Origin of the sequence: Nocardia sp. NPDC056000 (assembly GCF_042269265.1) — a bacterium.
Classification (GTDB): Bacteria; Actinomycetota; Actinomycetes; order Mycobacteriales; family Mycobacteriaceae; genus Nocardia.
In genome coordinates this window covers 318,239-342,224 of record NZ_JBHJXS010000006.1, presented here as the reverse complement: position 1 = coordinate 342,224, position 23,986 = coordinate 318,239, and the positions used below count along the sequence as shown (strand labels likewise).

General features: G+C 67.3%; 24 protein-coding genes. 16 read left to right on the top strand and 8 right to left on the bottom strand.

Features of this window, described 5'->3' with window-relative positions; all coding sequences use genetic code 11:
- Positions 1-547 precede the first annotated feature (547 nt).
- The 10 genes from ACFC4D_RS20140 (at position 548) to ACFC4D_RS20095 (ending at position 9,611) form a co-directional block, all read left to right on the top strand.
- A complete protein-coding gene (locus ACFC4D_RS20140) occupies positions 548-1,141 on the top strand; it encodes a C40 family peptidase (RefSeq protein ID WP_364643776.1) in 594 nt (197 codons plus the stop codon).
- A gap of 237 nt (positions 1,142-1,378) precedes the next feature.
- Positions 1,379-2,344 carry an NlpC/P60 family protein gene (locus ACFC4D_RS20135; RefSeq protein WP_376065274.1) on the top strand — a complete coding sequence of 322 codons (966 nt, stop codon included), beginning with the start codon at positions 1,379-1,381 and terminating at the stop codon, positions 2,342-2,344.
- Between the two features lie 19 nt (positions 2,345-2,363).
- Entirely contained in the window at positions 2,364-3,368 is a 1,005-nt protein-coding gene (locus ACFC4D_RS20130) for a hypothetical protein (protein ID WP_376065271.1), read from the top strand.
- A 77-nt stretch (positions 3,369-3,445) separates the two neighbouring features.
- Positions 3,446-4,609, top strand: coding sequence for a glycosyltransferase family 4 protein (locus ACFC4D_RS20125; RefSeq protein ID WP_376065270.1), 1,164 nt, complete (start codon positions 3,446-3,448; stop codon positions 4,607-4,609).
- Between the two features lie 66 nt (positions 4,610-4,675).
- Positions 4,676-5,065 (top strand): polyketide cyclase / dehydrase and lipid transport, encoded by a 390-nt coding sequence (locus ACFC4D_RS20120; RefSeq protein WP_364643764.1) that lies wholly within the window; start codon positions 4,676-4,678, stop codon positions 5,063-5,065.
- A gap of 44 nt (positions 5,066-5,109) precedes the next feature.
- Entirely contained in the window at positions 5,110-5,547 is a 438-nt protein-coding gene (locus ACFC4D_RS20115) for an SRPBCC family protein (RefSeq protein WP_364643761.1), read from the top strand.
- Between the two features lie 32 nt (positions 5,548-5,579).
- Entirely contained in the window at positions 5,580-6,842 is a 1,263-nt protein-coding gene (locus ACFC4D_RS20110) for an ArsA family ATPase (RefSeq protein WP_376065266.1), read from the top strand.
- A complete protein-coding gene (locus ACFC4D_RS20105) occupies positions 6,839-7,720 on the top strand; it encodes a hypothetical protein (protein WP_376065264.1) in 882 nt (293 codons plus the stop codon). Before ACFC4D_RS20110 ends, ACFC4D_RS20105 begins: the two co-directional genes overlap by 4 nt.
- Complete coding sequence (locus ACFC4D_RS20100) at positions 7,717-8,721, top strand: ROK family protein (RefSeq protein ID WP_364643752.1); 1,005 nt, start codon at positions 7,717-7,719, stop codon at positions 8,719-8,721. Before ACFC4D_RS20105 ends, ACFC4D_RS20100 begins: the two co-directional genes overlap by 4 nt.
- A gap of 164 nt (positions 8,722-8,885) precedes the next feature.
- Positions 8,886-9,611 carry a lysophospholipid acyltransferase family protein gene (locus tag ACFC4D_RS20095; protein WP_364643749.1) on the top strand — a complete coding sequence of 242 codons (726 nt, stop codon included), beginning with the start codon at positions 8,886-8,888 and terminating at the stop codon, positions 9,609-9,611.
- A gap of 69 nt (positions 9,612-9,680) precedes the next feature.
- Here ACFC4D_RS20095 and ACFC4D_RS20090 read toward each other — a convergent pair whose 3' ends face one another.
- Together ACFC4D_RS20090 and ACFC4D_RS20085 are read right to left on the bottom strand one after the other, a co-directional pair.
- The gene (locus ACFC4D_RS20090) at positions 9,681-9,974 is read right to left on the bottom strand and encodes a hypothetical protein (RefSeq protein ID WP_376065262.1); all 294 of its coding nucleotides are present in this window, start codon (positions 9,972-9,974) and stop codon (positions 9,681-9,683) included.
- Positions 9,975-10,091: 117 nt separating this feature from the next.
- On the bottom strand, positions 10,092-10,460 hold the full coding sequence (locus ACFC4D_RS20085; RefSeq protein ID WP_364643746.1) for an Rv2175c family DNA-binding protein: 369 nt from the start codon (positions 10,458-10,460) through the stop codon (positions 10,092-10,094).
- Positions 10,461-10,566: 106 nt separating this feature from the next.
- Between ACFC4D_RS20085 and pknB the strand changes: the two genes are divergently transcribed.
- Positions 10,567-12,576 (top strand): Stk1 family PASTA domain-containing Ser/Thr kinase, encoded by a 2,010-nt coding sequence (gene pknB, locus ACFC4D_RS20080; protein WP_376065260.1) that lies wholly within the window; start codon positions 10,567-10,569, stop codon positions 12,574-12,576.
- Positions 12,577-12,678: 102 nt separating this feature from the next.
- Here the strand turns inward: pknB and ACFC4D_RS20075 are convergent, their stop codons facing one another.
- Positions 12,679-14,067, bottom strand: a complete 1,389-nt coding sequence (locus ACFC4D_RS20075; RefSeq protein ID WP_364643741.1) for a class II 3-deoxy-7-phosphoheptulonate synthase — start codon at positions 14,065-14,067, stop codon at positions 12,679-12,681.
- A 244-nt stretch (positions 14,068-14,311) separates the two neighbouring features.
- A complete protein-coding gene (locus ACFC4D_RS20070) occupies positions 14,312-14,503 on the bottom strand; it encodes an HNH endonuclease (RefSeq protein ID WP_375968101.1) in 192 nt (63 codons plus the stop codon).
- Between the two features lie 395 nt (positions 14,504-14,898).
- Between ACFC4D_RS20070 and ACFC4D_RS20065 the strand changes: the two genes are divergently transcribed.
- The 3 genes from ACFC4D_RS20065 (at position 14,899) to ACFC4D_RS20055 (ending at position 16,226) form a co-directional block, all read left to right on the top strand.
- A complete protein-coding gene (locus ACFC4D_RS20065; RefSeq protein WP_375968100.1) occupies positions 14,899-15,411 on the top strand; it encodes a polyadenylate-specific 3'-exoribonuclease AS in 513 nt (170 codons plus the stop codon).
- A gap of 111 nt (positions 15,412-15,522) precedes the next feature.
- Positions 15,523-15,780: a hypothetical protein gene (locus tag ACFC4D_RS20060; protein ID WP_375968099.1), complete on the top strand. Its 258-nt coding sequence runs from the start codon at positions 15,523-15,525 to the stop codon at positions 15,778-15,780.
- A 164-nt stretch (positions 15,781-15,944) separates the two neighbouring features.
- Positions 15,945-16,226 (top strand): hypothetical protein, encoded by a 282-nt coding sequence (locus tag ACFC4D_RS20055; protein ID WP_376065257.1) that lies wholly within the window; start codon positions 15,945-15,947, stop codon positions 16,224-16,226.
- Between the two features lie 21 nt (positions 16,227-16,247).
- Here the strand turns inward: ACFC4D_RS20055 and ACFC4D_RS20050 are convergent, their stop codons facing one another.
- From ACFC4D_RS20050 to ACFC4D_RS20035, 4 genes are all read right to left on the bottom strand, one after another.
- Positions 16,248-17,162 (bottom strand): phytoene/squalene synthase family protein, encoded by a 915-nt coding sequence (locus ACFC4D_RS20050; RefSeq protein ID WP_376065255.1) that lies wholly within the window; start codon positions 17,160-17,162, stop codon positions 16,248-16,250.
- Complete coding sequence (locus tag ACFC4D_RS20045; RefSeq protein WP_375968096.1) at positions 17,159-18,769, bottom strand: alpha-(1->6)-mannopyranosyltransferase A; 1,611 nt, start codon at positions 18,767-18,769, stop codon at positions 17,159-17,161. Before ACFC4D_RS20045 ends, ACFC4D_RS20050 begins: the two co-directional genes overlap by 4 nt.
- 63 nt (positions 18,770-18,832) lie before the next feature.
- On the bottom strand, positions 18,833-20,446 hold the full coding sequence (gene crtI / locus ACFC4D_RS20040; protein ID WP_376065253.1) for a phytoene desaturase family protein: 1,614 nt from the start codon (positions 20,444-20,446) through the stop codon (positions 18,833-18,835).
- A 47-nt stretch (positions 20,447-20,493) separates the two neighbouring features.
- Positions 20,494-21,603: a polyprenyl synthetase family protein gene (locus ACFC4D_RS20035; protein ID WP_376065559.1), complete on the bottom strand. Its 1,110-nt coding sequence runs from the start codon at positions 21,601-21,603 to the stop codon at positions 20,494-20,496.
- 391 nt (positions 21,604-21,994) lie between these two features.
- Here ACFC4D_RS20035 and ACFC4D_RS20030 point away from each other — a divergent pair, with 391 nt between their 5' ends.
- Both ACFC4D_RS20030 and ACFC4D_RS20025 read left to right on the top strand, forming a co-directional pair.
- A complete protein-coding gene (locus ACFC4D_RS20030; protein WP_376065251.1) occupies positions 21,995-22,993 on the top strand; it encodes a methylenetetrahydrofolate reductase in 999 nt (332 codons plus the stop codon).
- Between the two features lie 89 nt (positions 22,994-23,082).
- On the top strand, positions 23,083-23,970 hold the full coding sequence (locus ACFC4D_RS20025; protein ID WP_376065249.1) for a hypothetical protein: 888 nt from the start codon (positions 23,083-23,085) through the stop codon (positions 23,968-23,970).
- Positions 23,971-23,986: the final 16 nt, after the last annotated feature.

Here is a 23,986-nt window from a genome sequence, read left to right as displayed (position 1 = left end):
CCGTTACCCCCGGTAACGGCCCGATTTCATCGACCAGGGGAAATGTCGGAATTCGTAATCGAGATTTGCGGGGTGAAATCCCCAATTTGAGCAAATATGCAGAAATGTGGTCAGGGTCACATTGATTCATAATGTGGATCAATCCGAGCGAGTGTGACGCACTGTCCGGGTCAGTGTCCGGCGCGTGCTGGCACGGTGAGGATCGCCTCAGCACGGTTTGCAAGTCCGCCGGTCAGAGCCTGGTCGGGCAAGGCATCTCCGACCTGCTGTTATTCGGAATCTGTCCTGCAAGGAGGGGTCGTCACGACCCCTTCCCTACTGACTGGTAGCTCAGCGGAAGCTCCCGCCGAATTGGTCGCTGTTATCGTTTCGTGATTGCTGTGACTTTTGTCGCACCGAAATGTTGGCTTGTAACTATTTCGAGCCATCGTCCGTTGGGCGCAGCTTTACAAACCACCGTTATCGGCTCGTAATCTTCCTGAGACCTCGCGGAGTCCGACCCACCAAACCGGTGCGGCGTCGCGGGGCAGATTGGAAGTACCTCACCATGGCGACCAAGACCGTCAAGCGGGCCCTCTCGGCCGGTGCCGTCGGCGCTGCCACGCTGAGTGCGCTGCTGCTGCCCGCCACTCCTGCCTCGGCGCAGCCGGTGACCATCCCCGGCGTCGGAACCTTCGACGTCCCGGATCAGATCCAGCTCCCCGCCGGCATCCCCGGTGTCCCGGAATCGCTTCCGGTGCAGTTGCCCGCCATCCCGGGCGTCGAGATCCCGGCCGCCCCGGCCCCCGCTCCCCAGGTGAGCCCGCGCCAGCAGGTCGTGGACGCCGCCATGAGCCGACTGGGCGATCCGTACGTGTACGGCGCCGCGGGCCCGAACGCCTTCGACTGCTCCGGTCTGGTGCAGTGGTCGTACGCGCAGGCCGGAATCAGCCTGCCGCGCACCAGCTATGACCAGCTCAACGCCGGCTACGCCATCTCCGAGGACTCGCTCGAGCCCGGCGATGTGGTGTCGTTCTACGGCGGCAGCCACTCCGGCATCTACGTGGGCGACGGTAATGTCGTGCACGCCTCGACCTCCGGTCAGCCGGTCAAGGTCGCCCCGATCTCGTCCATGCCGTTCGCCGGCGCGCGACGAATCTGAATCGAAGATCCGCAGGTCGGATGACCTGTGAGCGAACGGCGACCGTAATGATTTCGTGTCCTGCTGGACACAAGCGGTCGCCGTTTCGTAATCTATTCGAGACCTTCTTTTCCAGCTCGGGGTAAGAGAACGGGACACGGCACCACGGTGGTAGCGCAACATCGCACGAAGAAACTCGTAGGTGGAGCCCTCACAGCAGGGGTACTCCTGGTCGGAGCCAATGGCATCGGACCCGCGATGGCCGATCCGGTCGCCGCACCGGCATCGGCCGGGGAAGCGGTGCAGCGCCTGATCGATCTGTCACGGCAATCCGAACAGCTCAACCAGCAGGCCCTGAACGCCCAGTCCGATCTCGACACCAAGGTCGCCGCCGCCAAGGACGCCGATTCCAAGGCCGCGGACGCCGCCACCGCATTGGATGCGGCGCGCTCCGAGATTCGCAGATATCAGCCGGTGATCGATCGCGCGGCCAGCTCGGCCCTGCTCGGTTCCCGTACCAACCGGCTCACCTCGCTGCTGGTGAGTTCCTCACCGCAGCAACTGCTCGATCAGATGTCCATCGTGGATTTCGTCGGTGCGCGCACCAATGATCAACTGAGCCAATATCAGAAGGTCAGCGCCACCGCGTCCGCGGCCGAGGCCGTTGCCCGCACCGCCGCCGATGCGGCGCGTGCGGCCAGCGACCAGGCCGATGCCGTGCGCGTCGATCTGGAGAACAAGCGCTCCTCACTACAGGGCTCCATGGCCGGGGTCATCGCGGCATGGGGTCAGCTCTCCGCGAGTGATCGCTCCGCCCTTGCCGGTTCGATGTTCCCGCCCGGCTTCGACCGGGATTCGCTACTGCGCGGGCTGGTTCCGGGCAGCGGCACCAGCGCATTGGCCGCCGGGCTCACCCGCATCGGCGCGCCGTATGTCTGGGGCGCGGTCGGCCCGGAACAATTCGACTGCTCCGGTCTGGTGCAGTGGGCGTTCCATCAGGTCGGCAAGAATGTGCCGCGCACCAGTCAGCAGCAGGCTTCCTACGGCACACCGGTCGATGAGAAGGATCTGCGGCCCGGCGATGTCGTCTTCTTCTATTCCGATATCTCGCATGTCGGCATCTACGCGGGCAATGGTTTGATGTTGCACGCCTCCACATTCGGAGTGCCCGTCCAGGTGGCACCGATGGGATCGACACCTTTCCACTCGGCGCGACGATTCTGACCAACACCACGAGGTGGCAATGAGCGCACTGCGGCAGGTACGCGGCTGGTTGTCGGCGAAACGACGGTTCCAGTTCTGCCTGACCCTGGTCATGGTGACCGGGTTGACCGCCGCCTGCGGTGCCCTGCTCATGCTGCCCAATTCGGTACTGCCCAAGATTCGCGCGGTGGTGCCCGGCGGCGATGCGCTGGTCGCCACCGATCCGCAGGTATCGGCGCTGCACCGGCTGATGGACTCCTACGGCAAGGTGATCTCCGAACCGGTGAACACCGGGGCGGGCAAAGTCGGTGTGGTGCTTGGACATCCGGCCCGCAGCGGCGATATGGACGTGCTCGCCGCGGAGTTGAGCGCGGCCACCACGGCGGTCAGCGCGGTCTGGGGTTCGGACTGGTCGCAGGCCCCGGTGGTGGTGGTCGCTTCCAGCCCCGCCGAATTCGCGGCGCTCACCAATGAGACCGGTGCGGTGCCCGCCGAAGTCGCCGCGGCCACGGTCGCCGATCCCTTTCATCCGGGTGCGCAACCGACGGGCCAGCGGGTGGTCTTCGGATCCGAAGCCGGACGGCGGCTCGGCCCGGACGGACTGCGCTCGGTGCTGCGTCATGAGCTCACCCATGTCGCGACGCGTGCGGTGACCGTCGACCGTTCACCGCAGTGGATGCTCGAGGGCTTCGCCGAATATGTCGCGCATCGCGGTATGCGCCAGCCCATCGAAGAGGTCGCGCCCACCCTCACCACGCGGGCGCGCGCGGGTACTCTTCCCGCCGATCTGCCTGCCGACGCGGCCTTCGAACCCGCCAGCGGTGAGGCGGCCGCGGTCTACGAACAGGCCTGGTCCGCCTGCGCTTTCATCGCCGATCAATTCGGCGAGGCCCAATTGGTCTCGCTCTACCGGCAATTGGCGACCGGCCCCAAGGACAACCCGGCCGTGGCGGCGATCGTGCAGAACACCCTGGCCATCGGGTATCCGGACCTGCTGGCGCGCTGGCATTCCTGGATCACCGCCCGCACCACCCCCGGCGCCTGACGCGACACGCCACTCTGCGGGGGTGCGAGGTTTCAGGCCGGGGCGAGTCGCGGCCGCCGGTGCAGTAGGTTGATCGCATGGGGCGAACGCTGCTGGTTACCAATGATTTCCCGCCACGACCGGGGGGTATCCAGTCCTACGTGCACGCGCTGGCCATGCAGCTACCACCCGATGAACTCGTGGTCTACGCGCCCCGCTGGAAGGGCGACAGCCACTGGAAGTTCGATGCGGAGCAGCCCTTCGAGGTGGTCCGGCATCCCACCACGCTGATGCTGCCCACACCGCTGGTGGCACGCCGCGCGGCGAAACTGCTGCGCGATGAACAGTGCGATCGGGTCTGGTTCGGTGCGGCCGCGCCACTGGCCCTGATGTCACCGCTGCTGCGCCGTGCGGGAGCCGAACGCATTCTGGCCTCCACGCACGGGCATGAGGTCGGCTGGTCCATGCTGCCCGGCGCGCGCCAGGCCCTGCGCGCCATCGGCGACAACACCGATGTCATCACCTACGTCAGCAAATACACGCGCCGCCGCTTCTCCGCCGCCTTCGGCGCACAGGCCGCCCTCGAATATCTGCCGCCCGCCGTGGATTCCGAGGTCTTCAAACCCGATCCGGCCGCCCGCGCCGAATTGCGCGAGCGCTACGGCCTGGGCGATCGTCCCACCATCCTGTGCCTGTCCCGGCTGGTCCCGCGCAAGGGCCAGGACGCGTTGATCGTCGCCATGCAGGACATTCGCAAGCAGATCGACGGCGCGGTCCTGGTCATCGCGGGCGGCGGCCCCTACGAACAGAAACTGCACACCCTCGCCGAAACCCTCGGCGTGGCAGACGATGTCGTCTTCACCGGCCGCGTCCCCGCTGCCGAACTGGCAGCTCATCACACCCTCGCCGACGTCTTCGCCATGCCCTGCCGCACCCGCGGCTTCGGCCTCGATGTCGAGGGCCTCGGCATAGTCTTCCTCGAAGCCTCCGCCTCCGGCGTCCCCGTGGTGGCGGGCAATTCGGGCGGCGCTCCCGAAACGGTCCGCGAAGGTGAAACCGGCTACGTCGTCAACGGCCGCTCCACCGCCGCCATCACCAAGGCCATCGTGGATGTCCTCTCCGATCGCGACGCCGCCGCCCGCATGGGCGAAGCCGGCCGCACCTGGGTCCAACAGCAGTGGCGCTGGGATCGCATGGGCGAACGCCTACGCGATCTACTCGACCCGCCGGTGCGCTCGACTCCGGGCATCACCTTGAACTGACCTCGGCCGAGCGATGAGAGGCGGAGGCGAATCGAGCGTGGGCGGACTCTGGGTTAGGCTCACCGCGTGAGCAGTATCCAGGTTGCCGACCAGACCTTTATCGCCGCGCCCGGCACCGTCGTCGGCGAGATGCTGGCCGATCGCGGCCGGTGGCGGCAGTGGTGGCCGGATCTGCAGTTGCAGGTGCGGGAAGACCGGGCCGACAAGGGGATTCGCTGGACCATCAGCGGGGCGGCCACCGGCACCATGGAGGTGTGGCTGGAACCCATGCTGGACGGGGTGATCCTGCACTACTTCATGCACGCGGAACCGCAGCGTCTCGAAGGTTTGTCGCCGCGGGATCTGCTGGCGCTCAATCGCACCCATCGGGTTGCCGGAAAGAAGATGTCCTTCGAGGTCAAGGCCCGGCTCGAGGCCGGTCGCAAGGCCGGGGTCGCCCCCGCGGCCGCGCAGTAGACCACTCGTAGTTCCGCCCCCTCCGAAAGGAAGCGTTGCCACCCATGGCCGATCGCACTCAACGGTCGATCGTGATCGACGCCCCCACTGATCGGGTGCTGGCCGTCATCGCGGACCTGGAGTCGTATCCGGAATGGGTCGCCGCGGCCCGCTCGGTCGAGGTGCTCGACAAATTCCCGGACGGCCGCGCGCGCACCGCGCGTTTCGTACTGGACGCGGGCGTCGTGAAGGACACCTACACGCTGTCCTACAACTGGCGTCCAGACGGTAAGGCCGTCAGCTGGACCCTGGTCAGCGGTGATCTGCAGAAGGCGCAGGACGGCAGCTACGAGCTGATCACCCTGCCCGAGGGCGGCACCCAGGTGGTGTACGAACTCACCGTGGACCTGAACATCCCGATGATCGGCATGTTCAAACGCAAGGCCGAGAAGGTCATCACCGATACGGCGTTGAAGGAACTCAAGAAACGGGTCGAAGGCTGACCGCGAGCAGGCCCGAGCGACCTGCCACCCGTGTGGAACTGTTCGTCGGCAAGGGTGGGGTGGGAAAGACGACGCTGGCGTGCGCGACCGCACTCGCCTACGCGCGCGCCGGACAGCGAGTGCTGCTGGCATCCCTCGATCAGGCCCATTCCCTCGGTGACGCACTGGGATTCCGGTTCGCGCATCAGCCGGGCAGTGTGCCCGGGGTGGCGGCGGTACAGCCGGGCCTGGATGTGATCGAAGTGGATTCCCTTGCGCTGCTGGAGGATCGCTTCCGCACCGTGGTGCTCATGCTGTCCGGATCCGGGCACGATCACGGAATCGATATCGGCGCACTGGATCCCGCCGAACTCACCGGCCTGCCCGGTGTACAGGAACTCCTGGCACTGCTGGAGATCACCGAATTCAGCAAGACCCGGCAGTGGGATGTGATCATCCTGGATTGCCCGCCCTCGGCGGATATGCTGCGCATTCTCACCGCCCCCGACACCCTGCTCGGCTATCTCGAACGGGTCTGGCCCGCGCATTCGCGCACGCTCACCGCGGTCGGCGGGGATCTGCGCCGCGCGGTGCTCGCGGTCACGGTGGAGCAGATCGTGGCCTCGGTGACCGCGGCCCGCGATCTCATCGCCGATCCGGCCCGCACCAATGCCCGCCTGGTCACCGCGCCCGAACAGGTCGCCGTCGCCGAATCCGCGCGGGTGCGCTCGGCCGCCGCCCTGCTCGGCCTGCGCCTGACCGCCGTCCTGGTCAACAAAGTGCTCCCGGAGACCGCCGCGCCCGACTACGGCGCGAATATTCATCCCGCCGTGCAGTGGTATTTCAACCGTCGCGGGGAACAACTGGATGTGATCGCCGATCTACGCAAACGCATGGGTGGCATTCCCGTGCAGGTGGTAACCCACGCCGGATCCGAACCCGTGGGCCTGAGCTCGTTAACGGCACTGTCCTATGCGGTCGATCCGAGTGGTAACTGGGTGGGACCGGGTCCGGTCCCTATGCTTGGCTCAGATGTGGACGGGATGCCGTTCGTTTCGGCCGGGCCGGTAGTGCGGCTGGAAGCGGGAACGGGTGTGCATTCGGTGTTCGCCATGCGCATGCATCTACCCGTGGTCGATCCGTCGACCCTGCAGCTGGGACGAGTGGAGGACGATTTGATCGTGGGAGCGGACGGGGTCAGGCGCCGGCTGCGGCTGGCGCCGGTATTGCGGCGGTGCACGGTCGAGGCCGCCGAACTCGACGGCGATCAACTGGTGATCCGTTTCCGTCCCGACCCCGAGGTCTGGCCGAAATGACCGCGACGCAGGGCCATCCGCGATCCGGCCACCCCGACGACAATTTCAGCGAATTCGCCGAGGAACTCCGATTGCTCGCCGAGGCCGTCCTCGAACGCGTCGAACCGGTGTTGCGCCGCACCGCCGCCGACGGCCGCACCCAATGGTCCAGCTGCGCCTGGTGCCCGGTGTGCGCGGCGGCGGCCGTGGTGCGCGGGGAACACCACGACGTGGTGGCGGCCATCGCCGATCACGGCACCGCCATCGTGACGGTGCTGCGCGAGGCGCTCGCCGGTGTCCCCGTGGAACCCGTCCTGCCACCGGATCTGGATCCCGAATCACCGGAATACCAAGCCTGGCTACATCATTCCTTCGGTCACGGCGCGGCCCCGGCCGATTCCGGTGCGCGGCCCGGCGATGACGCCGACGGATTCGACCACGCCGCAGGCCATTTCGCCACCGATGAAGCTCCGGATGCGGCCGCGGCTCGCGGCCGCGCCGCCGGAACGCATACCGGGGCGAGCGCCGCGCTGGCCGGGCTCATCGCCCGCTTCGCCGCGGGCGCACAGGGGATTCGGTCCGAACACGCACGCGCGCAGGCCGAAAGCGATCGAACGGCGGATCCCGCCGCGGGTCGCGCGGGCGCGGAAGGCGGCCCCGAGAGCGGAGCAGCCGCACCGGACACCGCCGCCCGCCGAGCGGGCGGCGACGCCTCCGGCACGGACGCGCAGAGCGGGGTGAGCGCGGGTCGTCGCGAGCGTGAGACCGCGAGCGGCAGCCGATCTTTCGGACGCGGGCCGGATGCGGCCGGGCGACCGGGGGATGCGAGCGAGCCGGGTCGCGGGCGGGGGGCGACGCGGGCAGGGTATGTCCCCATCGACGTGACCATCAAGGCATGAGGGGCGGTGGACAGGTGCCGCTGACTGTCGGAATCGATGTGGGCGGCACCAATATTCGTGCCTCGGTCGTGGACGGGGCCGGTGAGGTGCTCGATACCGTGACCGCCTCCACACCGCAGTCCGCGCGGGCCCTGGAGGACGGGCTGGCGCGAGTGGTGCGCGAACTGTGCGGCCGCCATGCCATCGGCGCGGTCGGCCTGGCCGTCGCCGGATTCGTCGACGAGGACCGTGCGACAGTGCGTTTCGCACCCCATCTGCCCTGGGAGGACGCCCCGGTAGCGCGGCGGCTCACCGATCGGCTCGGGCTGCCCGTGGTGCTCGAACACGACGCCAATGCCGCGCTGTGGGCCGAATACCGGTTCGGCGCGGCGGCGGGCGGGCGCAATGTGGTGCTGGTGGCCATCGGCACCGGTATAGGAGCCGCGCTGCTCATCGATGGGCGGCTGTATCGCGGAAGCTATGGCGTCGCACCGGAACTGGGTCATCTGCAGGTGGTGCCGAACGGCCGCGCCTGCGCCTGCGGTAAACGCGGCTGCTGGGAAAGGTATTGCAGCGGAACGGCTCTGGTGGATACCGCGCTGGAGATGCTGGCCACCGATCCGGTCCGTTCCACCATGCTGGCGCGCGACGCGGGCCGCGATCCCGGTTCGCTCACCGGTCGCCGGGTGGCGGGCGCGGCACAGGACGGCGATCCGCTGGCCCTGGACGTGATGGCCGATTTCGCGCGCTGGCTGGGTCTGGGGCTGGCGTTCGTGAGTGACATCTTCGATCCGGATCTGATCGTGGTCGCCGGTGGCGTGAGCTCCTCGGCCCCGCTGTTCCTGGACGATGCGCGCGACCATTACGCGGCGTCGATCACCGGTGCCAGGCATCGCCGCCTGGCGCGCATCCGGACCGCGCAACTCGGTGAGGCGGCGGGCATGATCGGTGCGGCCGAACTCGCGCGGGCCGCGCTCGAGGCGCAGCGTGATGCGGTGCCCGCGGGTCCCTCGGGTCGGTGACACTCCCGGGCGAATCGCCGTCCTTGACGTAAATACTCGGTGAACCGGACATATCGGGCAGTGGGCGGTTGGTCACCGGCTTGTCTCGGCGGTAGAGTCGCCAAAGAGAGTGTGGTGCCCGCAACGAGGCCGGTCCCGGGTATCGAAACAGGGGAAAGGACGCAATGTTCTACTGGCTGCTGAAGTTCGTCTTGGTGGGACCATTCATCTCGCTCATCAATCGACCCAAGGTCGAGGGCGTGGAGAATATCCCCCCGGATGGCGCCGCGATTCTGGCCGGTAACCACCTGTCGTTCACCGACTGGCTGTTCACCCCCCTCGCGAGCCCGCGCCGCATCACCTACTTGGCCAAGGCCGAGTACTTCACCACCCCCGGTCTCAAGGGTCGCCTGCAGAAGTTCTTCTTCTCCGGCACCGGGCAGTACCCGATCGACCGCTCCGGCGCCGATGCCGCCGAGTCCGCCCTCAACACCGCGCGCAAGCTGCTCGACGAGGGCCGCTTGGTCGGCCTGTACCCCGAGGGCACCCGCTCCCCGGACGGCCGCCTCTACAAGGGCAAGACCGGTGTCGCGCGCCTCGCCCTGGAAACCGGCGTCCCGGTGATCCCGGTGGCCCTCATCGGCACCGACGAGGTCTGCCCGCCCGGACCGTTCCGCTGGCGTCCCCGCAAGGTCACCGTGAAATTCGGTAAGCCCATCGACTTCTCGCGCTACGAGGGCATGGGCGGCAACCGCTTCGTCGAGCGCGCCGTCACCGACGAGATCATGTACGAACTGATGCGCATGGGCGACCAGGAATACGTGGACGTCTACGCCGCCAGCCTCAAGAAGAACGTGCCCTCGGGCACCCGCCCCGACGCGGACCGCATCCCCCAGACCATGGCGGGCTGAGTCACCTCAGCCAGACACGGGCCCCGAGAGCAACTCTCGGGGCCCGAGCCATATCCGGGGTACGGACTTCTAACTACCGCTGGTCGGCGGCCGCATCGCGCACGAGTCCGCGAACACGAGCGGGCACGGCTTCTGCAGGCTGCCCGTGGGCAGATTGAAGAACATGGTCAGCAGGTCGAGCACCGCGCTGCCCGTATCGCTCGTGTACACGAACTGCGCGTCAGCCGGACCGGCCGCGACGAACTGGGCGCTGTCGGCCGGATCGGGTGCGGTCGCGGTGGCGATCGCGGTGCCGCTCGCCACCGCCCCGGCGAGGGCCGTCATGACGACGGCGGTTCTGAAAGCGGGAAGCAGAGCGCGCATGAAGCGGGTCCTTTGATCGGGCTGCGATTTCACCCGCGACCTTTTCAGACCCCGATCCCGCTGTGACAGACCGCGTTTCCCCTGCCCCCGACGCCGGGGGCGGGTACTACCGCCGACTCAGAACGGATCGGCGGCCGCGCGGCGAATGACCTCGCGGGCCAGATCGCCGTGCAGGGCGTCGATGGGACGGCCCGGCAGCGAGGGGTCCTCGGTGTAGATCCACTCGAGGATTTCCTCATTGGTGTATTTGCCGTCGCGCATGACGGTGATCAACCCGGTGAGATGCTTGGCGATTGCTCCGTGGGAGTCGAAGAACTCCTCGGGGACGGCGATAACGCCGTCGCGGCGAACCGCGATCAGCTGATGTTCGCGCAGCATCTGGTGTACGCGGGTGACCGACTCGCCGAGCAGCTCCGCCACGTCGGGGAGGGGGAGCACGGTGACCGATTCCGGCAGGACATCATTGCTGTAGGGGATGGCACTCACGGGGATTACGGTAGTCGGTCGCGCCGCGTCCGCCGCATCACACCCCGACCCGACTACCATCGGGTCACAGTCGCACCGGGCGGCACGGAAGTCGGAAGGGTTGCAGTTGATCGGCCAGATGCTGGAAGGGCGCTACCGCATCGACGCGCCGATCGCGCGCGGCGGTATGTCCATGGTGTTCCGGGGGGTGGACACCCGGCTGGACCGACCGGTCGCCATCAAGGTGATGGACCCCAAGTTCGCCGCCGACCCACAATTCCTCACCCGCTTCGAATTGGAGGCCCGCGCGGTCGCCAAACTCAAGCATCCGGGCCTGGTCGCGGTCTACGACCAGGGTGTGGACGGAGATCATCCGTTCCTGATCATGGAACTCGTCGAGGGCGGCACGCTGCGCGAGTTGCTGCGCGAGCGCGGGCCCATGCCCCCGCACGCGGTGCGCGCGGTTGCCGAACCGGTGCTCGCGGCGATCGGCGTCGCGCACGCGGCGGGACTGGTGCATCGCGATATCAAGCCGGAGAACGTGCTCATCTCCGATTCCGGCGAAGTCAAAATCGCCGACTTCGGTCTGGTGCGCGCGGTCGCGGCCGCGAATATCACCTCCGACAGCGTGATTCTGGGCACGGCGGCGTACCTGTCGCCCGAACAGGTCACCAGCGGCAGCGCCGATTCGCGCAGTGATGTGTACTCCGCGGGCATTCTCATCTTCGAAATGCTCACCGGGCGTACGCCGTTCACCGGTGACACCTCCATTTCGGTTGCGCTGCAACGGGTCGAGAAGGATGTGCCGAGCCCGAGCCGCCTGATCGGCGGGGTGCCACCGGAATTCGACGAACTGGTCGCGCACGCCACCGCGCGCGAACCCGCGCACCGGTTCAGCGATGCCACCGAGATGGCGCGCGAACTACGCCGGATCGCCCGCGAATTGCAGCTACCGGATTACCGGGTGCCCTCGCCGACCGAATCGGCCGAACATCTCAGCGCGCGATACAAGGTCGCTACCCCGGCAGCGCCCGCGCGGCAGCCGCACACCCCGGCACCGGCCCGGCACGCACCGTACGGGGCCGCCGATCTCACCACGCGCATCCCGGCCGATCCGCCGACGCAGCACATTCCGCCGCCGCATCAGCAGACCCGGGTCATGACGGCCGCGCGCGAGATTCCACCGGACTACGCGCCGCCGACCACCCAGTACGACACGCGCGAACCCGAGCGCGCCAGACGCTCGGACCTGATCGAGGACCGCGGCAGATCCCGGCGCACCGTGATCATCTGGCTCAGTATCGTGGTCGCCCTGGCCCTGCTCCTCGGTATCGGCGGCTGGTGGGTGGGGGTGGGCAGATACTCGGCGGTGCCGTCGATCGCCGGGCTCGACACCCAGCGGGCGATCACCACGCTCACCGATGCGGGCTTCAAGACCGAGACCAGACAGAAGGCGTCGGACATCATTCCGACGGGCAATGTGGTCGGCACCGATCCGGCCGCCGGAACCAAGGTCACCAAGGGTTCGACGGTCGCGGTGCTGGTCTCCAGCGGTAAACCGAAGGTTCCGGACGTCAAGGCCGGACAGGATGTGAACAGCGTCAAACAGGCGATCAAGGATGCGGGGCTGACACCGGTCGATTCCGGCGAGATCGGCAGTACGGCCCCGAAAGGCTCACTCGCCAAGGTGGATCCGGCGCCCGGGACCGTGCTCCCGGCGGGGGCGAACGTGAAGGTCTATCGCAGTAAGGGTTCCGCGCCGATCAAACTGCCCGATGTGAGCGGCAAGACCGAGGATGAGGCCCGGGATGTGCTCACCAAGGCCGGAATCACGGTGCGGGACACCAGATCCGAGTTCAACACCAAGGTCAAGGGCGGTCAGGTGATCGGCACCGATCCCGCCGCCGGGGCCACCGTCGACTCCGGCGACGGGGTCACCCTGATCATCAACAGCGCGGTGGACGTGCCGAGTGTGCTCGGCTCCAATGTCGCCGCCGCCCGGGTCAAACTCGAAGGACTCGGCTTGAAGGTGACGGTGCGGCAGCTGGCTTCCAATGAGAGTTCGATCGTCATCTCGCAGAGCAGTCTGGGCAATGTGGAGGCGGGCTCCACGATCACCCTCGTCGCAATCCCTTAGGCAGATAACGCTGAAAGCGGTCGACCCCTGACGGACGAAAACGCGGCCCGGTCCCTATGGACCGGGCCGCGTTCTATTTCGTTGTGAGCCCGAGCGATTCGCTCAGCGCAGCATCTCCGCGACCAGGAAGGCCAGTTCGAGGGACTGCTGGGTGTTCAGGCGCGGATCGCACGCGGTCTCGTAGCGATCCACCAGATCCAGATCCGAGATGTCCTGTGCGCCGCCGAGGCATTCGGTGACGTTCTCACCGGTGAGCTCGATGTGCAGGCCGCCCGGATGGGTGCCGAGCGCATGGTGCACCTCGAAGAAGCCCTGCACCTCGTCGACGATGCGGTCGAAGTGGCGGGTCTTGTAACCGTTCGAGGTCTCATGGGTGTTGCCGTGCATGGGATCGCACTGCCAGATCACCTGGTGGCCGGTGGCCTGCACCTTCTCGATGATCGCGGGCAGCACCTCGCGCACCTTCTGATTGCCCATGCGGGCGACCAGGGTCAGTCGGCCGGGCTCATTGTTGGGGTCGAGGCGCTCGACGTATTCCACGGCCATTTCGGGTGTGGTGGTCGGGCCGATCTTGAGGCCGATCGGGTTGGCGAGCAGTTCGGCGAAGGCGATATGCGCGCCGTCGAGCTGACGGGTGCGCTCACCGATCCACAGGAAGTGCGCGGACAGGTCGTAGAGGGTCGGCTCACCGGTGGTGGGATGCGCGCTCAGGCGCAGCATGGCGCGCTCGTAGTCGAGCACCAGCGCCTCGTGCGAGGCGTACAGGCGGGCCGAGGACAGGTTCGGGTCGTTGACGCGACAGGCCTTCATGAAGGCGAGCGCGCGATCGATTTCGGCGGCGAGGGCTTCGTAGCGGGCGCCGGCCGGGGACTGGGCGACGAATTCGCGGTTCCAGTCGTGCACCTTGTGCAGATCGGCCATACCGGCGGAGGTGAGCGCGCGCACCAGGTTCATGGCGGCGGAGGCATTGGCGTAGGCGCGCACCAGGCGGGACGGATCATGTACGCGCACAGCGGGATCGGCGACCAGGGAGTTCACCATATCGCCGCGGTAGGAGGTCAGGCCGAGGGAGTCGGTATCGGAGGAGCGCGGCTTGGCGTACTGGCCCGCGATGCGCGCGACCTTCACGACCGGCAGGCTCGCGCCGTAGGTGAGCACCACTGCCATCTGCAGCAGGGTGCGGATATTGCCGCGGATATGCGGTTCGGTGTTGTCCGCGAAGGTCTCCGCGCAGTCACCGCCCTGCATGAGGAAGGCCTCACCGCGCGCCACCTCGGCCAGGCGCGCCTTGAGTTCCTCCACCTCGGCGGGAACGCAGATGGGCGGCACCGATTCCAGCACGGTGCGCATCTTGGCGGCCTGCTCGGGATCCCAGGACGGCTGCTGCAATGCGGTGCGAGCCAGCGCGTCATCGAGTCGCCGGCGTAGCTCGGCGGGCAGCGGCGGAAGTTCCGGCAGGCGATCGATCGGTACGTCGACGGTCCAGTTCACGAGTTCAGAATACGGACCGCGACAAACCGCTCGGACTACACCCAGGGCTGGATTACCCAACACCACGTGAACCGATCTTGACTTGCCTCGGCGCCGGGCCCTGACCCGCCCAGGCGAGCTGGCATCCGGGGAACATAGGCTGACTTGCTGGACGATCCAGTGAAACCGACCGTTAGGCAACCAGTTGATTCGCGCTCACCTCCGGCTCCGGCTCCGGCATCTACTGCCGGAGCCGGTGTTGAGGTCAGCTGGATTCATGAGGGGCATATCGCGCGATAATTTCCCGTGCCCACGCGAGCAGATCGTCAACGCGCTGACCGATCGGCTGTCTGGTCACCCACAATTCCAAATTTTCCGGACGATTGTCGCGTTTGTCACCGTTGAGGTGATGAATGTTCTCGCCCGGAAGGAGTTTCCTACCGAGAACGTCTTCCATGATCCAACGATGTTCCAATACCCAGCCGCCCTCCGGCGGGCGGATCATCCAATATCCGGAAGACGAAAGTCTGCGACCGTCCGCTCTGCTTGTTCTGCGTCGCCCGGGCGAGCCTCTCCCCGGTGCGGCGGCCACCGATCCCCATCGCCGAATCTGCGTCTGATGTGGACGACACACGCCCTTGGTCGGCGTGCCTGCACGTGTGCAACCGGTGACAGTGCACGGCGGATATCCGCGCTTGAGTTTTTCGAGGTAATGCCTGTTGCACAATTCTCCGGCAGAGCGCGGGCGGACAGGTTTGAAACATCCTTCCATGGTGCATTCACGTCCCATGCAATACCCCCACAATCGGTCTTATGGACGGATCCAATTCTACTTGAAAGGACACGGATCGCTTGAGGTATTTTTATGATTGCGAATTCATTGAGGACGGGGTCGTTATCGATCTTGTCTCCATTGGAGTCGTGAGCGAGGACGGCCGCGAGTTCTATGCGGTGTCAACCGAATTTGATGCCGAAAAAGCCGGTCCGTTTGTTAGACGGAATGTATTGCCGAAATTGCCGCCACCGTCGTCACCGTTGTGGCGCAGCAGAGAGAAGCTTCGCGAGGACCTCTACCGCTTCCTGATCCCCCGTCCCGGCATCGAGCCGGAGATGTGGGCATGGGTCGGCGCATATGACCATGTGGCGCTGTGTCAGTTGTGGGGCTCGATGGTTGATCTTCCGAACGCACTCCCTCGATACACGAATGAACTGCGCCAGCACTGGGTGCAGCATGGGCAACCGACACTCCCACCCATCCCGAAGGATGCGCACGACGCACTCGCGGATGCCCGGCACAACCTGGCGAAATTCGAGGCCATCGAGGCGCACCGCAGGCAGACGTCGGACACTCGGCGCGTGCACTGAGGAACTGCCCGTCCCCCGCTTCGGGGGCAAGGTAATCAAGGGCTGCGACGACAGGCTGAAAGCTGAAAACGTCTCGAGGTGAATTGCTTTCCGAGCAGAGGACACACCTTGATGCGTGCACTTGTTCCCGCCCTGCGTTCCGCCGTCGTGCTGACGGCCCTTGTCGGAGCGGTGGCGGGCGGTTCCGCGATCGCCGCCGCCGATGCTCCGGCAGGGGGCGCCGCGCCGGTCGCCAATCCGTACGGCCCCAACACCGGTAGCGCGGCGCTGGATTGGGGGACGATCTTCCTCGGCTTGCCCACCGGAAGCCTGCAACGGCCCTGCGTCCCGACCGGAAAGCCGTTCGGGAATTGCCAGCTGCTGGGCTGACACCGAACTCGGCGGCCTGTCGATCTGCGCCGGGCGGGCCTCCGGCATTCGGCGGTAGTGCCCGCCCCCGGCGTTGGGGGCAGGGGAAACGCGTTCTGTCACAGCGGGATACGGGTCTGAGAACGTCACGGGTGAATTTGCAGCCCGATCAAAGGACCCGCTTCATGCGTGCACTGCTTCCTGCCCTTCGTACCGCTGTCGTGTTGACGGCCCTTGCCGGGGCGGTGGCGGGCAGTTCCGCGATCGCCGCCGCGGCTCCCGTCGTCGGCTCTCCCACCGAGGTCGCGGCACCGGCCACGCCGATGCCCGTCGACAATCCATTCCCCGATACGGGTAGCGCGGCGCTCGATTGGGGGACCATCTTCCTCGGCCTGCCCACCGGGAGCCTGCAGAAGCCCTGCGTCCCGACGAGCAAGCCGTTCGGAAATTGCTCACCATTGGGCTGAGCTGAGTGGTGCGCTGGGCTTTCACCGAGTCTCGGCGAAAGCGAATTCCCTTGCGGCGACGCGTAGTCGGCGGTGCTGGGGGACCGTGGCGCGGCGGGTGAAGACGGCGTAGTCGGAGCGTTCGATTTCGTCGAGGATCGCGCCGTACAGGGTGGCGGCGGTGCGGATGGCGGGGCGCACGCGCGGGGTGAGCAGGTCGATTCCGGGGATGGCGCGACGGTAGATGCCCCGGTTCACCGCGATGAGGTGGGCAAGGGCCCGGCGGACTCGGGGGTCGGTGCGGCCGGTGTCGTTGCAGTGCTTCAGCAGTTCTTCGTCTACGCCGAAGGCCGCCAGTTCGTCGGCGGGCAGGTAGATGCGGCCGCGGTCCAGATCCTCGGCGATATCGCGCAGGAAATTGGTGAGCTGGAACGCTTCGCCGAGCGCGGCCGCCGCCGGTTCGGCCTCGGCGATGGGAACCACGGTGCCCAGCACCGGGAGCAGTTGCAGGCCGATCGCGGCGGCGGAGCCGCGCATGTACTCGCGCAGGGCGTCCATGGTGGGGTAGCGGTCGCGGTATTGCGGTCCGCCGGGGATATCCATGCGCATGGAGTCCAGGAACACCCAGAAGTGTTCGGGCGCAATGTCATACCGCGCGATGGTGTCGGAGACCGCGAGCAGGATGCGGTCCGCGCCACCGGCTCCCGGTGCGTGCGCGAGTCGCCCGCGTAGCTCGTGCTCGATCCGATCCAGTTGTGCCGCAGAGTGTTCCGCGCGCGTCGCCGCGGTGCCGTCGTCGACGATATCGTCGACCATGCGCGCGAATGCGTACAGCGCGTGCACGGCCGGTCTTCGTTCCGGCTCCAGCAGCCGGGTCGCGAGGAAATAGGTGCGGCCGTGTTCGGCCGCGATACGGCGGCAATCCCGGTATGCGAGTTGGAGTTCGGCCGAGCTCATGCCGCGCTGGGCGGCGCGCTCACGCTCGCCGGGGGATGGACGTGCGAATTCGCGCTGAGCTTGAGCGGGTCGATGGTGCGCAGCGATACCGCCGCCACCACGGCCGCGAAGGTCGCCAGCGCGACATGCCAGAAGCTGTACAGGCCGATGGAACCGTCCGGTTGGAAGACCAGCATCAGCCACGTACACAATCCGACCAGCACCTGAAGTGTGGTGGTGGACAGCGCGAATCCGGCGGCCAGCGCCAGCGGCCACGAGTAGTACCAGGGCAACGCGGCGGGGGACAGGATCACGATGGCCACGAACGCCACGGTGATGCCGAAGACCGCTTCCCGCTCGGTATGCCGGAACCGCCACCACGCCCACACCAGAATCACGACAAGCGCTATCGCGCACAGGAATCGGGTCACCGACAGCACCGATTCCATTCGCAGCGGCGTCACCCAGGTGGTCATATGCGCCATGATGGTCGGCAGCGACAGCCAGTTGATGATCTTCTTCGAACCGGACAGCGCGGTCAGCCAGCCGATGCCGACATCGGCCAGCGCCGACGCGGCGGCGAAGACGAGCCCGAAGACCGCCACACCCAATCCGGCGATCTTGGCGAACATCAGCGCGGGATGCGGCAGCTCGCCCTCACCCTGCGCGGCACGCCGCTCACGTTCGTGGATCATCCAGATCCACACCAGGAATGGCAGTGCGATACCGGCCGTGGCCTTCACGCCCACACCGACCGCGACGACCACGATTCCGGCCACGTGATGGTGTTCGAGCACCAGCGCGATACCCGCCGCCATCAATCCGACCATGAGCATTTCGTTGTGCACGCCGCCGATGAGATGGATCAGCACCAGCGGATTGAGCACCGCCAGCCACAGCGCGGTGGTCGGCCTGCCGCCGAGATGTTTGGTGAGATGCGGTACCGCCCACATCATCAGCGCCAGTCCGGGCAGCATGACCAGGCGCAGCGCGATCGTCCCCGCCACCACGTTATCGCCGGTGATGGAGGTGATGCCGCGCGCCAGCAGCAGGAAGATCGGCCCGTACGGGGCGGTGGTGGTGGTCCAGACCGGGCTCACATTGTCCAGCAGCACACCGGGATTCACCACCGGGCCGACCTGGTACGGATTGAAGCCGTCGCGCAGTAGCGCGCCCTGCGCCAGATACGAGTAGGCGTCGCGGGAGAACATGGGCACCGCGAAGAGCAGCGGGAAGATCCAGATGCCGACGATGGCGCGCAATTCGTTCAGCGTCACCTTGGCATTGGGGATCGTGCCGAGCGTCGCGCGACCCAGCCGCACCCACGCGGTGATCATGGCCAGCACACCGATCCAGACGAACACCGTCGACAGCGCGTACCCGTGCCCGAAGCGCAGCCACGACAGGTGCGCGGCCTCGAGCAGTGGATCGTTGCGGCGCACACTGCCCGCACCGAAACCGCCGAAGGTGATCATGACCGCGCCGAAGAAGCCGAGCAGTGCGGCTTTACCTTCGGGACTGCGCACGAAGTCGGCCCAGTTGCGCACCCAGCGATGCTCGGTGTTCGCGATGACGGCGGGTTGCGGGTCGAGAGTGGTAATGGTGACGTCCATATCGGGGGTCGGCATCGGTGGTCGTTCCCCCCGGAAAGGTCAGCGGCGCCCGCCGCAGTGGTTCAGGACGCGGTCAGTCTAGTGCTTGTGCGGCGGTGCCACCGCCCCGGCGGGGGAGGTTCCGGCCCGGGCATGTCGTAGATCACCTGTGATGCGGGTCGCGGCGAGTTTTCCGGACAGCAGCACGGTCGGCACGCCGACGCCGGGAACGGTGCCCGAACCCGCCAGAACGACATTGTCGCGACCCGGAACCAGGTTCCGGGTCCGGAAGGGACCGGTCTGGCGGAACAGGTGCGCGGCGGAGAACGGGGTGCCCGCGAGCATGCCCCTGTTCTTCCAGGTCTGCGGGGTGTCCACGATATCGATGCGGAAGTGCCGCGAAATGCCTTGATAACCGCGCGCTTCCAGGGTTTGCAGCAGTTCGCGCAGGTAATAGGGGGCCAGCTGATCCCAATTCAAGGGTGCGGCATCGAGATTGGGGCAGGGTGCCAGCAGCGACAGCGGCTCGTACCGGGTGGTGTCGGACAGGTGCCCGGCCTGGTCGATATGCGGTTCGACCCGGTCGATGTACAGCGCCGGATCGGTGAGGGCGGGGCGGGTGAGCAGCAGCGAAGGGTCCGTCATCAGCTTGCCCCGGCCCGGGCGGGCGGCGATCTCGGTGAAGGTGCGATCCCATTCCCCGCCGAAATCGATGGTGTGATGCGCCTGAATCGGCCAGGCGGCGGCGATATCGGCGGGAATGGTGCCGTGCGCGACCATGGCGGAGGGGGAGGCGCGCAGACCGCGGCGGCGGCGCAGGCCGAAAGCGGGTAGCGAGCCGATATCCGCGGTGAGCACGACCGCGTCACACGGGATGGTGCGGCCGTCGGCGATTCGGACGGCCGTCGCGCGTCGGCCTCGATAGTCGATACCGGCGGCCTCGGTATTCAATTCGAGTGTGCCGCCCGCATCGGTGAAGGCTCGTGCGAGTGCGTCGGCGATGGCGCGCATTCCGCCTTCGGGATACGACACGCCCAGGCAGGTATCCATATAGGGAATCGCGCCGTACACCGCGAGCGCCTGATTCGGTGCGGTGCCCGCGAACAATGCCTGAAAGCTGAACAGTCGCGACAACTGCTCATCGCCCATGAGCTTGCGCACGCGCGGGCCGAGCCGTCCGAAAGCGCCCAGCCGCACCAGCTTCAGCAGCGCGCCGCGCTTATCCGGGTACCGCACCATATCGAGCGGCGAATCGAAATTGGTGTCCATGAAATGCCCGAACTCGGATTCGTACACCCGCCGCAACCAGTCGCGCAGCCGCCGATACCGTTGTCCCGCAGCGGCATCGCGCACCCGGGTGACCTCGGCGGTCATCTCGTCCGGATCCGAATACACCCCGACGCTCGTCCCGTCGGCGAACCGCGCGCGATACGCCGGTGCGAGATCGATGATCCGCAGCCCGGCCGACTCGCGGGTCCGGCCGACCGCCGCCAACGCCTCGTCGACCAGTCCGGGTACGGTCAAAATGGTTGCCCCGGAGTCGATCTCGTAATCGGGACCGCGATACAACCCGACCCGCCCGCCCGGATGATCGGCCCGCTCCAGCACCGTCACCTGCCGCCCCGCACCCACCAGATGCAGCGCCGCCGCCAGCCCGGAGAGCCCCGCGCCCACCACGACGACCCGATCGGTAGGTCCCGCAACAGTTTTCATATCGGTACTGCTTCCTCGTCGGTATCTCATCCGCGCCGGGGGCAGGATCAGTAGGCGCGGGCCGTGGCCGCCAATGCCATGGATCGCAATTGCCGTTTGGCGTCGGCCGTCGCGGTGCTCGCGTCCAGGGCCTCGAGCGCCCGGTCGGTGAGATCGGTGATGCGCGCCTCGACCGCGTCCACCGCGCCGAGATCGGTGAGTATGCCGCGCAATTCGGCGACCTGCTCGGGGGTGACATCGGTGCCGAGGCTGCTGCGCAGCAGTGCGGCGGCAGCCGGTGCGGTGACATCGGCGCGGCTCAGCGCCTCCGCGATGAGGACGGTGCGCTTACCTTCGCGCAGATCGTCGCCGGACGGTTTACCGGTCACGGCCGGATCGCCGAAGACGCCGAGCAGATCATCGCGCAGCTGGAAGGCGATGCCGATATCGGTGCCGAATTCCCGGTACGCGGCGATCAATTCATCGTTCGCGCCCGCGAGCGCCGCACCCAGGTGCAGCGGTCGTTCGATGGTGTACGCGGCGGTCTTGAATCGGTTGATCAGCAGTGCGGCCTCGACGGATTCATCCCCGCCCGCCTCGCCGTGGATGTCCAGGATCTGCCCGCTGAGCACCTCGGTGCGCATGGCCGACCACACCGGCGCGAACCGATGCTCGGCGTCCGCGTCCAATCCGGCGCTGCGGGTCATGTCATCGGCCCAGGCCAGCGCCAGATCGCCGATGAGCACCGCGATGCTCGCGCCGTAGTGCGCGGAATCGCCCGCCCACGCGCCACTGAGATGCCGGGTCTCGTAATCCACGTGCACGGTGGGGAATCCGCGCCGGGTGCGCGAGGAATCGATGATGTCATCGTGAATGAGCGCGGCGGCCTGCACCAATTCCAGTGCGGCACAGGCGGTCAGCACCGCGTCGGCCTGCGGGTCGGTGGCATCGCGCCCCGCGCCCAGCCATCCGGTCCACGCGAACGCGGGCCGGGTGCGCTTCCCGCCGCGCAGTACGAAATCCTCCAGCGCTCGCGCCGCGTCGGCCACCACCGGCCCGAGCGGTGCGATGATCTCCTGCCGGGTGACGAAGAAATGCGCGAGTCGTTCCTCCACGGCGGCGACGAGCGATCCCGCGCCGACCGGCTGACGTGTCGGGGTACCGGGTCCGGCGGACAGAGGATCCTCCTGTGGTGGGGCCGCACCCTCGGCGCGACGCGTGCACGTCCCCGCCCGGGGTTCGGCGACGATTTCCGAGGCGAGCGCGAACGCTCGAACTCAGCTGAGAAGTCGCCGACCACCGACGCCGCGAGACCAACAGTGGCCCGCTCGGGGGTTCGCCCCGACTCTACCGAGCCACCCGGCACACCGACCCAACCGGTCAGGCGGTCCGAACCGTCCGGGCCGGGGTGTCGCCAACGCGGCGATGTGGTGCGGGTCGCTTCGGTGCCGGGGGCGAGGGCTTTGCGCTGGTCGTATTGTCCGCTTCGGTGCGGGAAATAGGTGTCGTCGCAGCGTGTGAGGCCGGGTCTCGGCAGGCCATCGGCTCGAATGCCCTTAAACTGGGGCCGTGAGTTTCGACAATGTACGGGGATATTCGACCCCTGGCCGAGTTTCCCGCACACCGCAAGGGTCCGGAACTCGCTCCATCATCCAGCAGCTCGGGCCGCGCCCGGACGGGTCGGTGCCGTTCTCCGTCGAATTCAATCCGCCGCGCGACGCGGCCGGTGAGGCGCGGTTGTGGCGGGCGGCACGGGAGTTCGAACGCCTGCATCCGGCCTTCGTGTCCATGACCTACGGTGCGGGCGGATCGACCCGCGATCGCACCATTCGGGTCACCGGTCAGCTGGCACGCGAGACCACGCTGCTGACCGTCGCGCATCTGACCGCCGTGGATCACAGTGTCGGCGAACTGCGTTCGATCGTCGGGGCGTACGCGGATTCGGGCATCCGGAATCTGCTGGTGCTGCGCGGCGATCCGCCCGGTGATCCGCTGGGGGAGTGGGTCAAGCATCCAGAAGGCGTGGAGTACGCCGAGGAACTGGTGCGCATGGTGCGCGATCTCGGTGACTTCCACGTGGGCGTCGCCTCGTTCCCGCAGGGGCATCCGCGGTCCACCGACTTGGATCAGGACACCGGGCATCTGATCGCGAAACTCCGTGCGGGCGCGGAATATTCGATCACCCAGATGTTCTTCGATCCGGAGCATTACTTCCGGCTGCGCGAACGCGTCGCCAAACTCGATCCGGCCGAGGGCGATAAGCCGATCATTCCCGAGCTCATGCCGATCACCTCGCTGCGCACGGTGGAGCGCGCGGTCGAACTCTCCGGCCGTGAACTTCCCGCCGGGGTCCTCGAGCGCCTCCGCAAGGCCGCGGGCGACGGTCCGGAGGAGAACCGGGCGGCCGTTCGCGCCGCGGGTATCGAGATCGCCACCGAAATGGCCCAGCGGTTGATCGACGAGGGCGCGCCCTGCCTGCACTTCATCACCCTGAACTTCGCCAAGGCCACCAGCGAAGTGCTGGCGAACCTCGGCTACACGGTCACTGCCGCTCCCGTGCACGCCTGATTGTCGCCCGGCATGCCGGGCGAAATGTCGGAATTGCACTGGTCAGCCGAGTAGCGTCCACCCTCGACCGCGATGTTGAGGAGCCCGCTATGCCCGTGTCACGCAATCTCGTCCGCATAGCAGGCGCGCTATCTGCCTGTGCACTGCTCGCCGCAGCCGGACCGGCAAACTCAGAGCCACCCCACCCCGTGCATCCCCCGGCCACGGCCGACGGCGGTGCGATATCGAACGACGGTGCGGTCACGGCGAACGGGCAGGGCGGGGTGTCGGCGAGCGGGACCGCCGATCCCAGCGGTGAGGGGCTCGGTGCCGCGCTCGCGCGGGGTGCGGCCGCTGCCATGGCGCACGGACTGAGTCCGCGGGACACCGCCGCGGCGGTGAGCACCATCGCACGCGCAACCCGGATCGCCGGGCCCTCCGACTGGTTCGCCGCCTACGGCGAAACCCTGGACGGGCTACAGCAATTGGGGGTGCAGCCGTTCCTCTACCCGACCGCGGCCCCCTTCTGTCTCGGCGGCACCGCGCTCGGTATGGCTCCCGCCGTCGCGGGCGCGATCCCCGGCCCGTGGCCCAAATACGCCGTTTCGATTCCCGGCCTTGATCTTTCGGCCGTGAAGGCGGGCCAGACCATGTTCGCCTTCGTCCCCTACGGTCTGAGCCCGGACGGTGCGGACACCTCCGGTATGCAGGTCGTCTGGTTCAATCTCACCTCGGGTAAAAGCGGTTTCGCCCCCATGGGCTCGCTCTCCCATGTCCTCAACGGCATGCTCCCGCCGCAGATTCCGAATGAACTGCGCCCCATGGTGGAACAGGCCGTCCACGACTTCTTCCTCAGCGCCCTACCGGCGGGCGGCGTCCGCGCCGTCCCCGTCGACACCGGCTCCGGCACCGTCCTGGCCACCATGTTCGGCGTCGTCAACAACGCGGGCCGCTCCTGCTTCTTCCTCCCCACCATCGGCATCACCCCGGTCCCGTAACCCGGGCCGAATACCG

What these genes read in the sequence shown, in the direction of transcription:
- ACFC4D_RS20055 (WP_376065257.1), top strand. Translation starts at nt 15,945, where the DNA reads ATGCGTGCACTGCTTCCTGCCCTTCGTACCGCTGTCGTGTTGACGGCC.
- ACFC4D_RS20095 (WP_364643749.1), top strand. Translation starts at nt 8,886, where the DNA reads ATGTTCTACTGGCTGCTGAAGTTCGTCTTGGTGGGACCATTCATCTCG.
- ACFC4D_RS20100 (WP_364643752.1), top strand. Translation starts at nt 7,717, where the DNA reads ATGAGGGGCGGTGGACAGGTGCCGCTGACTGTCGGAATCGATGTGGGC.
- ACFC4D_RS20115 (WP_364643761.1), top strand. Translation starts at nt 5,110, where the DNA reads ATGGCCGATCGCACTCAACGGTCGATCGTGATCGACGCCCCCACTGAT.
- ACFC4D_RS20140 (WP_364643776.1), top strand. Translation starts at nt 548, where the DNA reads ATGGCGACCAAGACCGTCAAGCGGGCCCTCTCGGCCGGTGCCGTCGGC.
- ACFC4D_RS20125 (WP_376065270.1), top strand. Translation starts at nt 3,446, where the DNA reads ATGGGGCGAACGCTGCTGGTTACCAATGATTTCCCGCCACGACCGGGG.
- ACFC4D_RS20045 (WP_375968096.1), bottom strand. Translation starts at nt 18,769, where the DNA reads ATGCCGACCCCCGATATGGACGTCACCATTACCACTCTCGACCCGCAA.
- ACFC4D_RS20070 (WP_375968101.1), bottom strand. Translation starts at nt 14,503, where the DNA reads ATGGAAGACGTTCTCGGTAGGAAACTCCTTCCGGGCGAGAACATTCAT.
- crtI (WP_376065253.1), bottom strand. Translation starts at nt 20,446, where the DNA reads ATGAAAACTGTTGCGGGACCTACCGATCGGGTCGTCGTGGTGGGCGCG.
- ACFC4D_RS20050 (WP_376065255.1), bottom strand. Translation starts at nt 17,162, where the DNA reads ATGAGCTCGGCCGAACTCCAACTCGCATACCGGGATTGCCGCCGTATC.
- ACFC4D_RS20060 (WP_375968099.1), top strand. Translation starts at nt 15,523, where the DNA reads ATGCGTGCACTTGTTCCCGCCCTGCGTTCCGCCGTCGTGCTGACGGCC.
- ACFC4D_RS20105 (WP_376065264.1), top strand. Translation starts at nt 6,839, where the DNA reads ATGACCGCGACGCAGGGCCATCCGCGATCCGGCCACCCCGACGACAAT.
- ACFC4D_RS20130 (WP_376065271.1), top strand. Translation starts at nt 2,364, where the DNA reads ATGAGCGCACTGCGGCAGGTACGCGGCTGGTTGTCGGCGAAACGACGG.
- ACFC4D_RS20135 (WP_376065274.1), top strand. Translation starts at nt 1,379, where the DNA reads ATGGCCGATCCGGTCGCCGCACCGGCATCGGCCGGGGAAGCGGTGCAG.
- ACFC4D_RS20090 (WP_376065262.1), bottom strand. Translation starts at nt 9,974, where the DNA reads ATGCGCGCTCTGCTTCCCGCTTTCAGAACCGCCGTCGTCATGACGGCC.
- ACFC4D_RS20025 (WP_376065249.1), top strand. Translation starts at nt 23,083, where the DNA reads ATGCCCGTGTCACGCAATCTCGTCCGCATAGCAGGCGCGCTATCTGCC.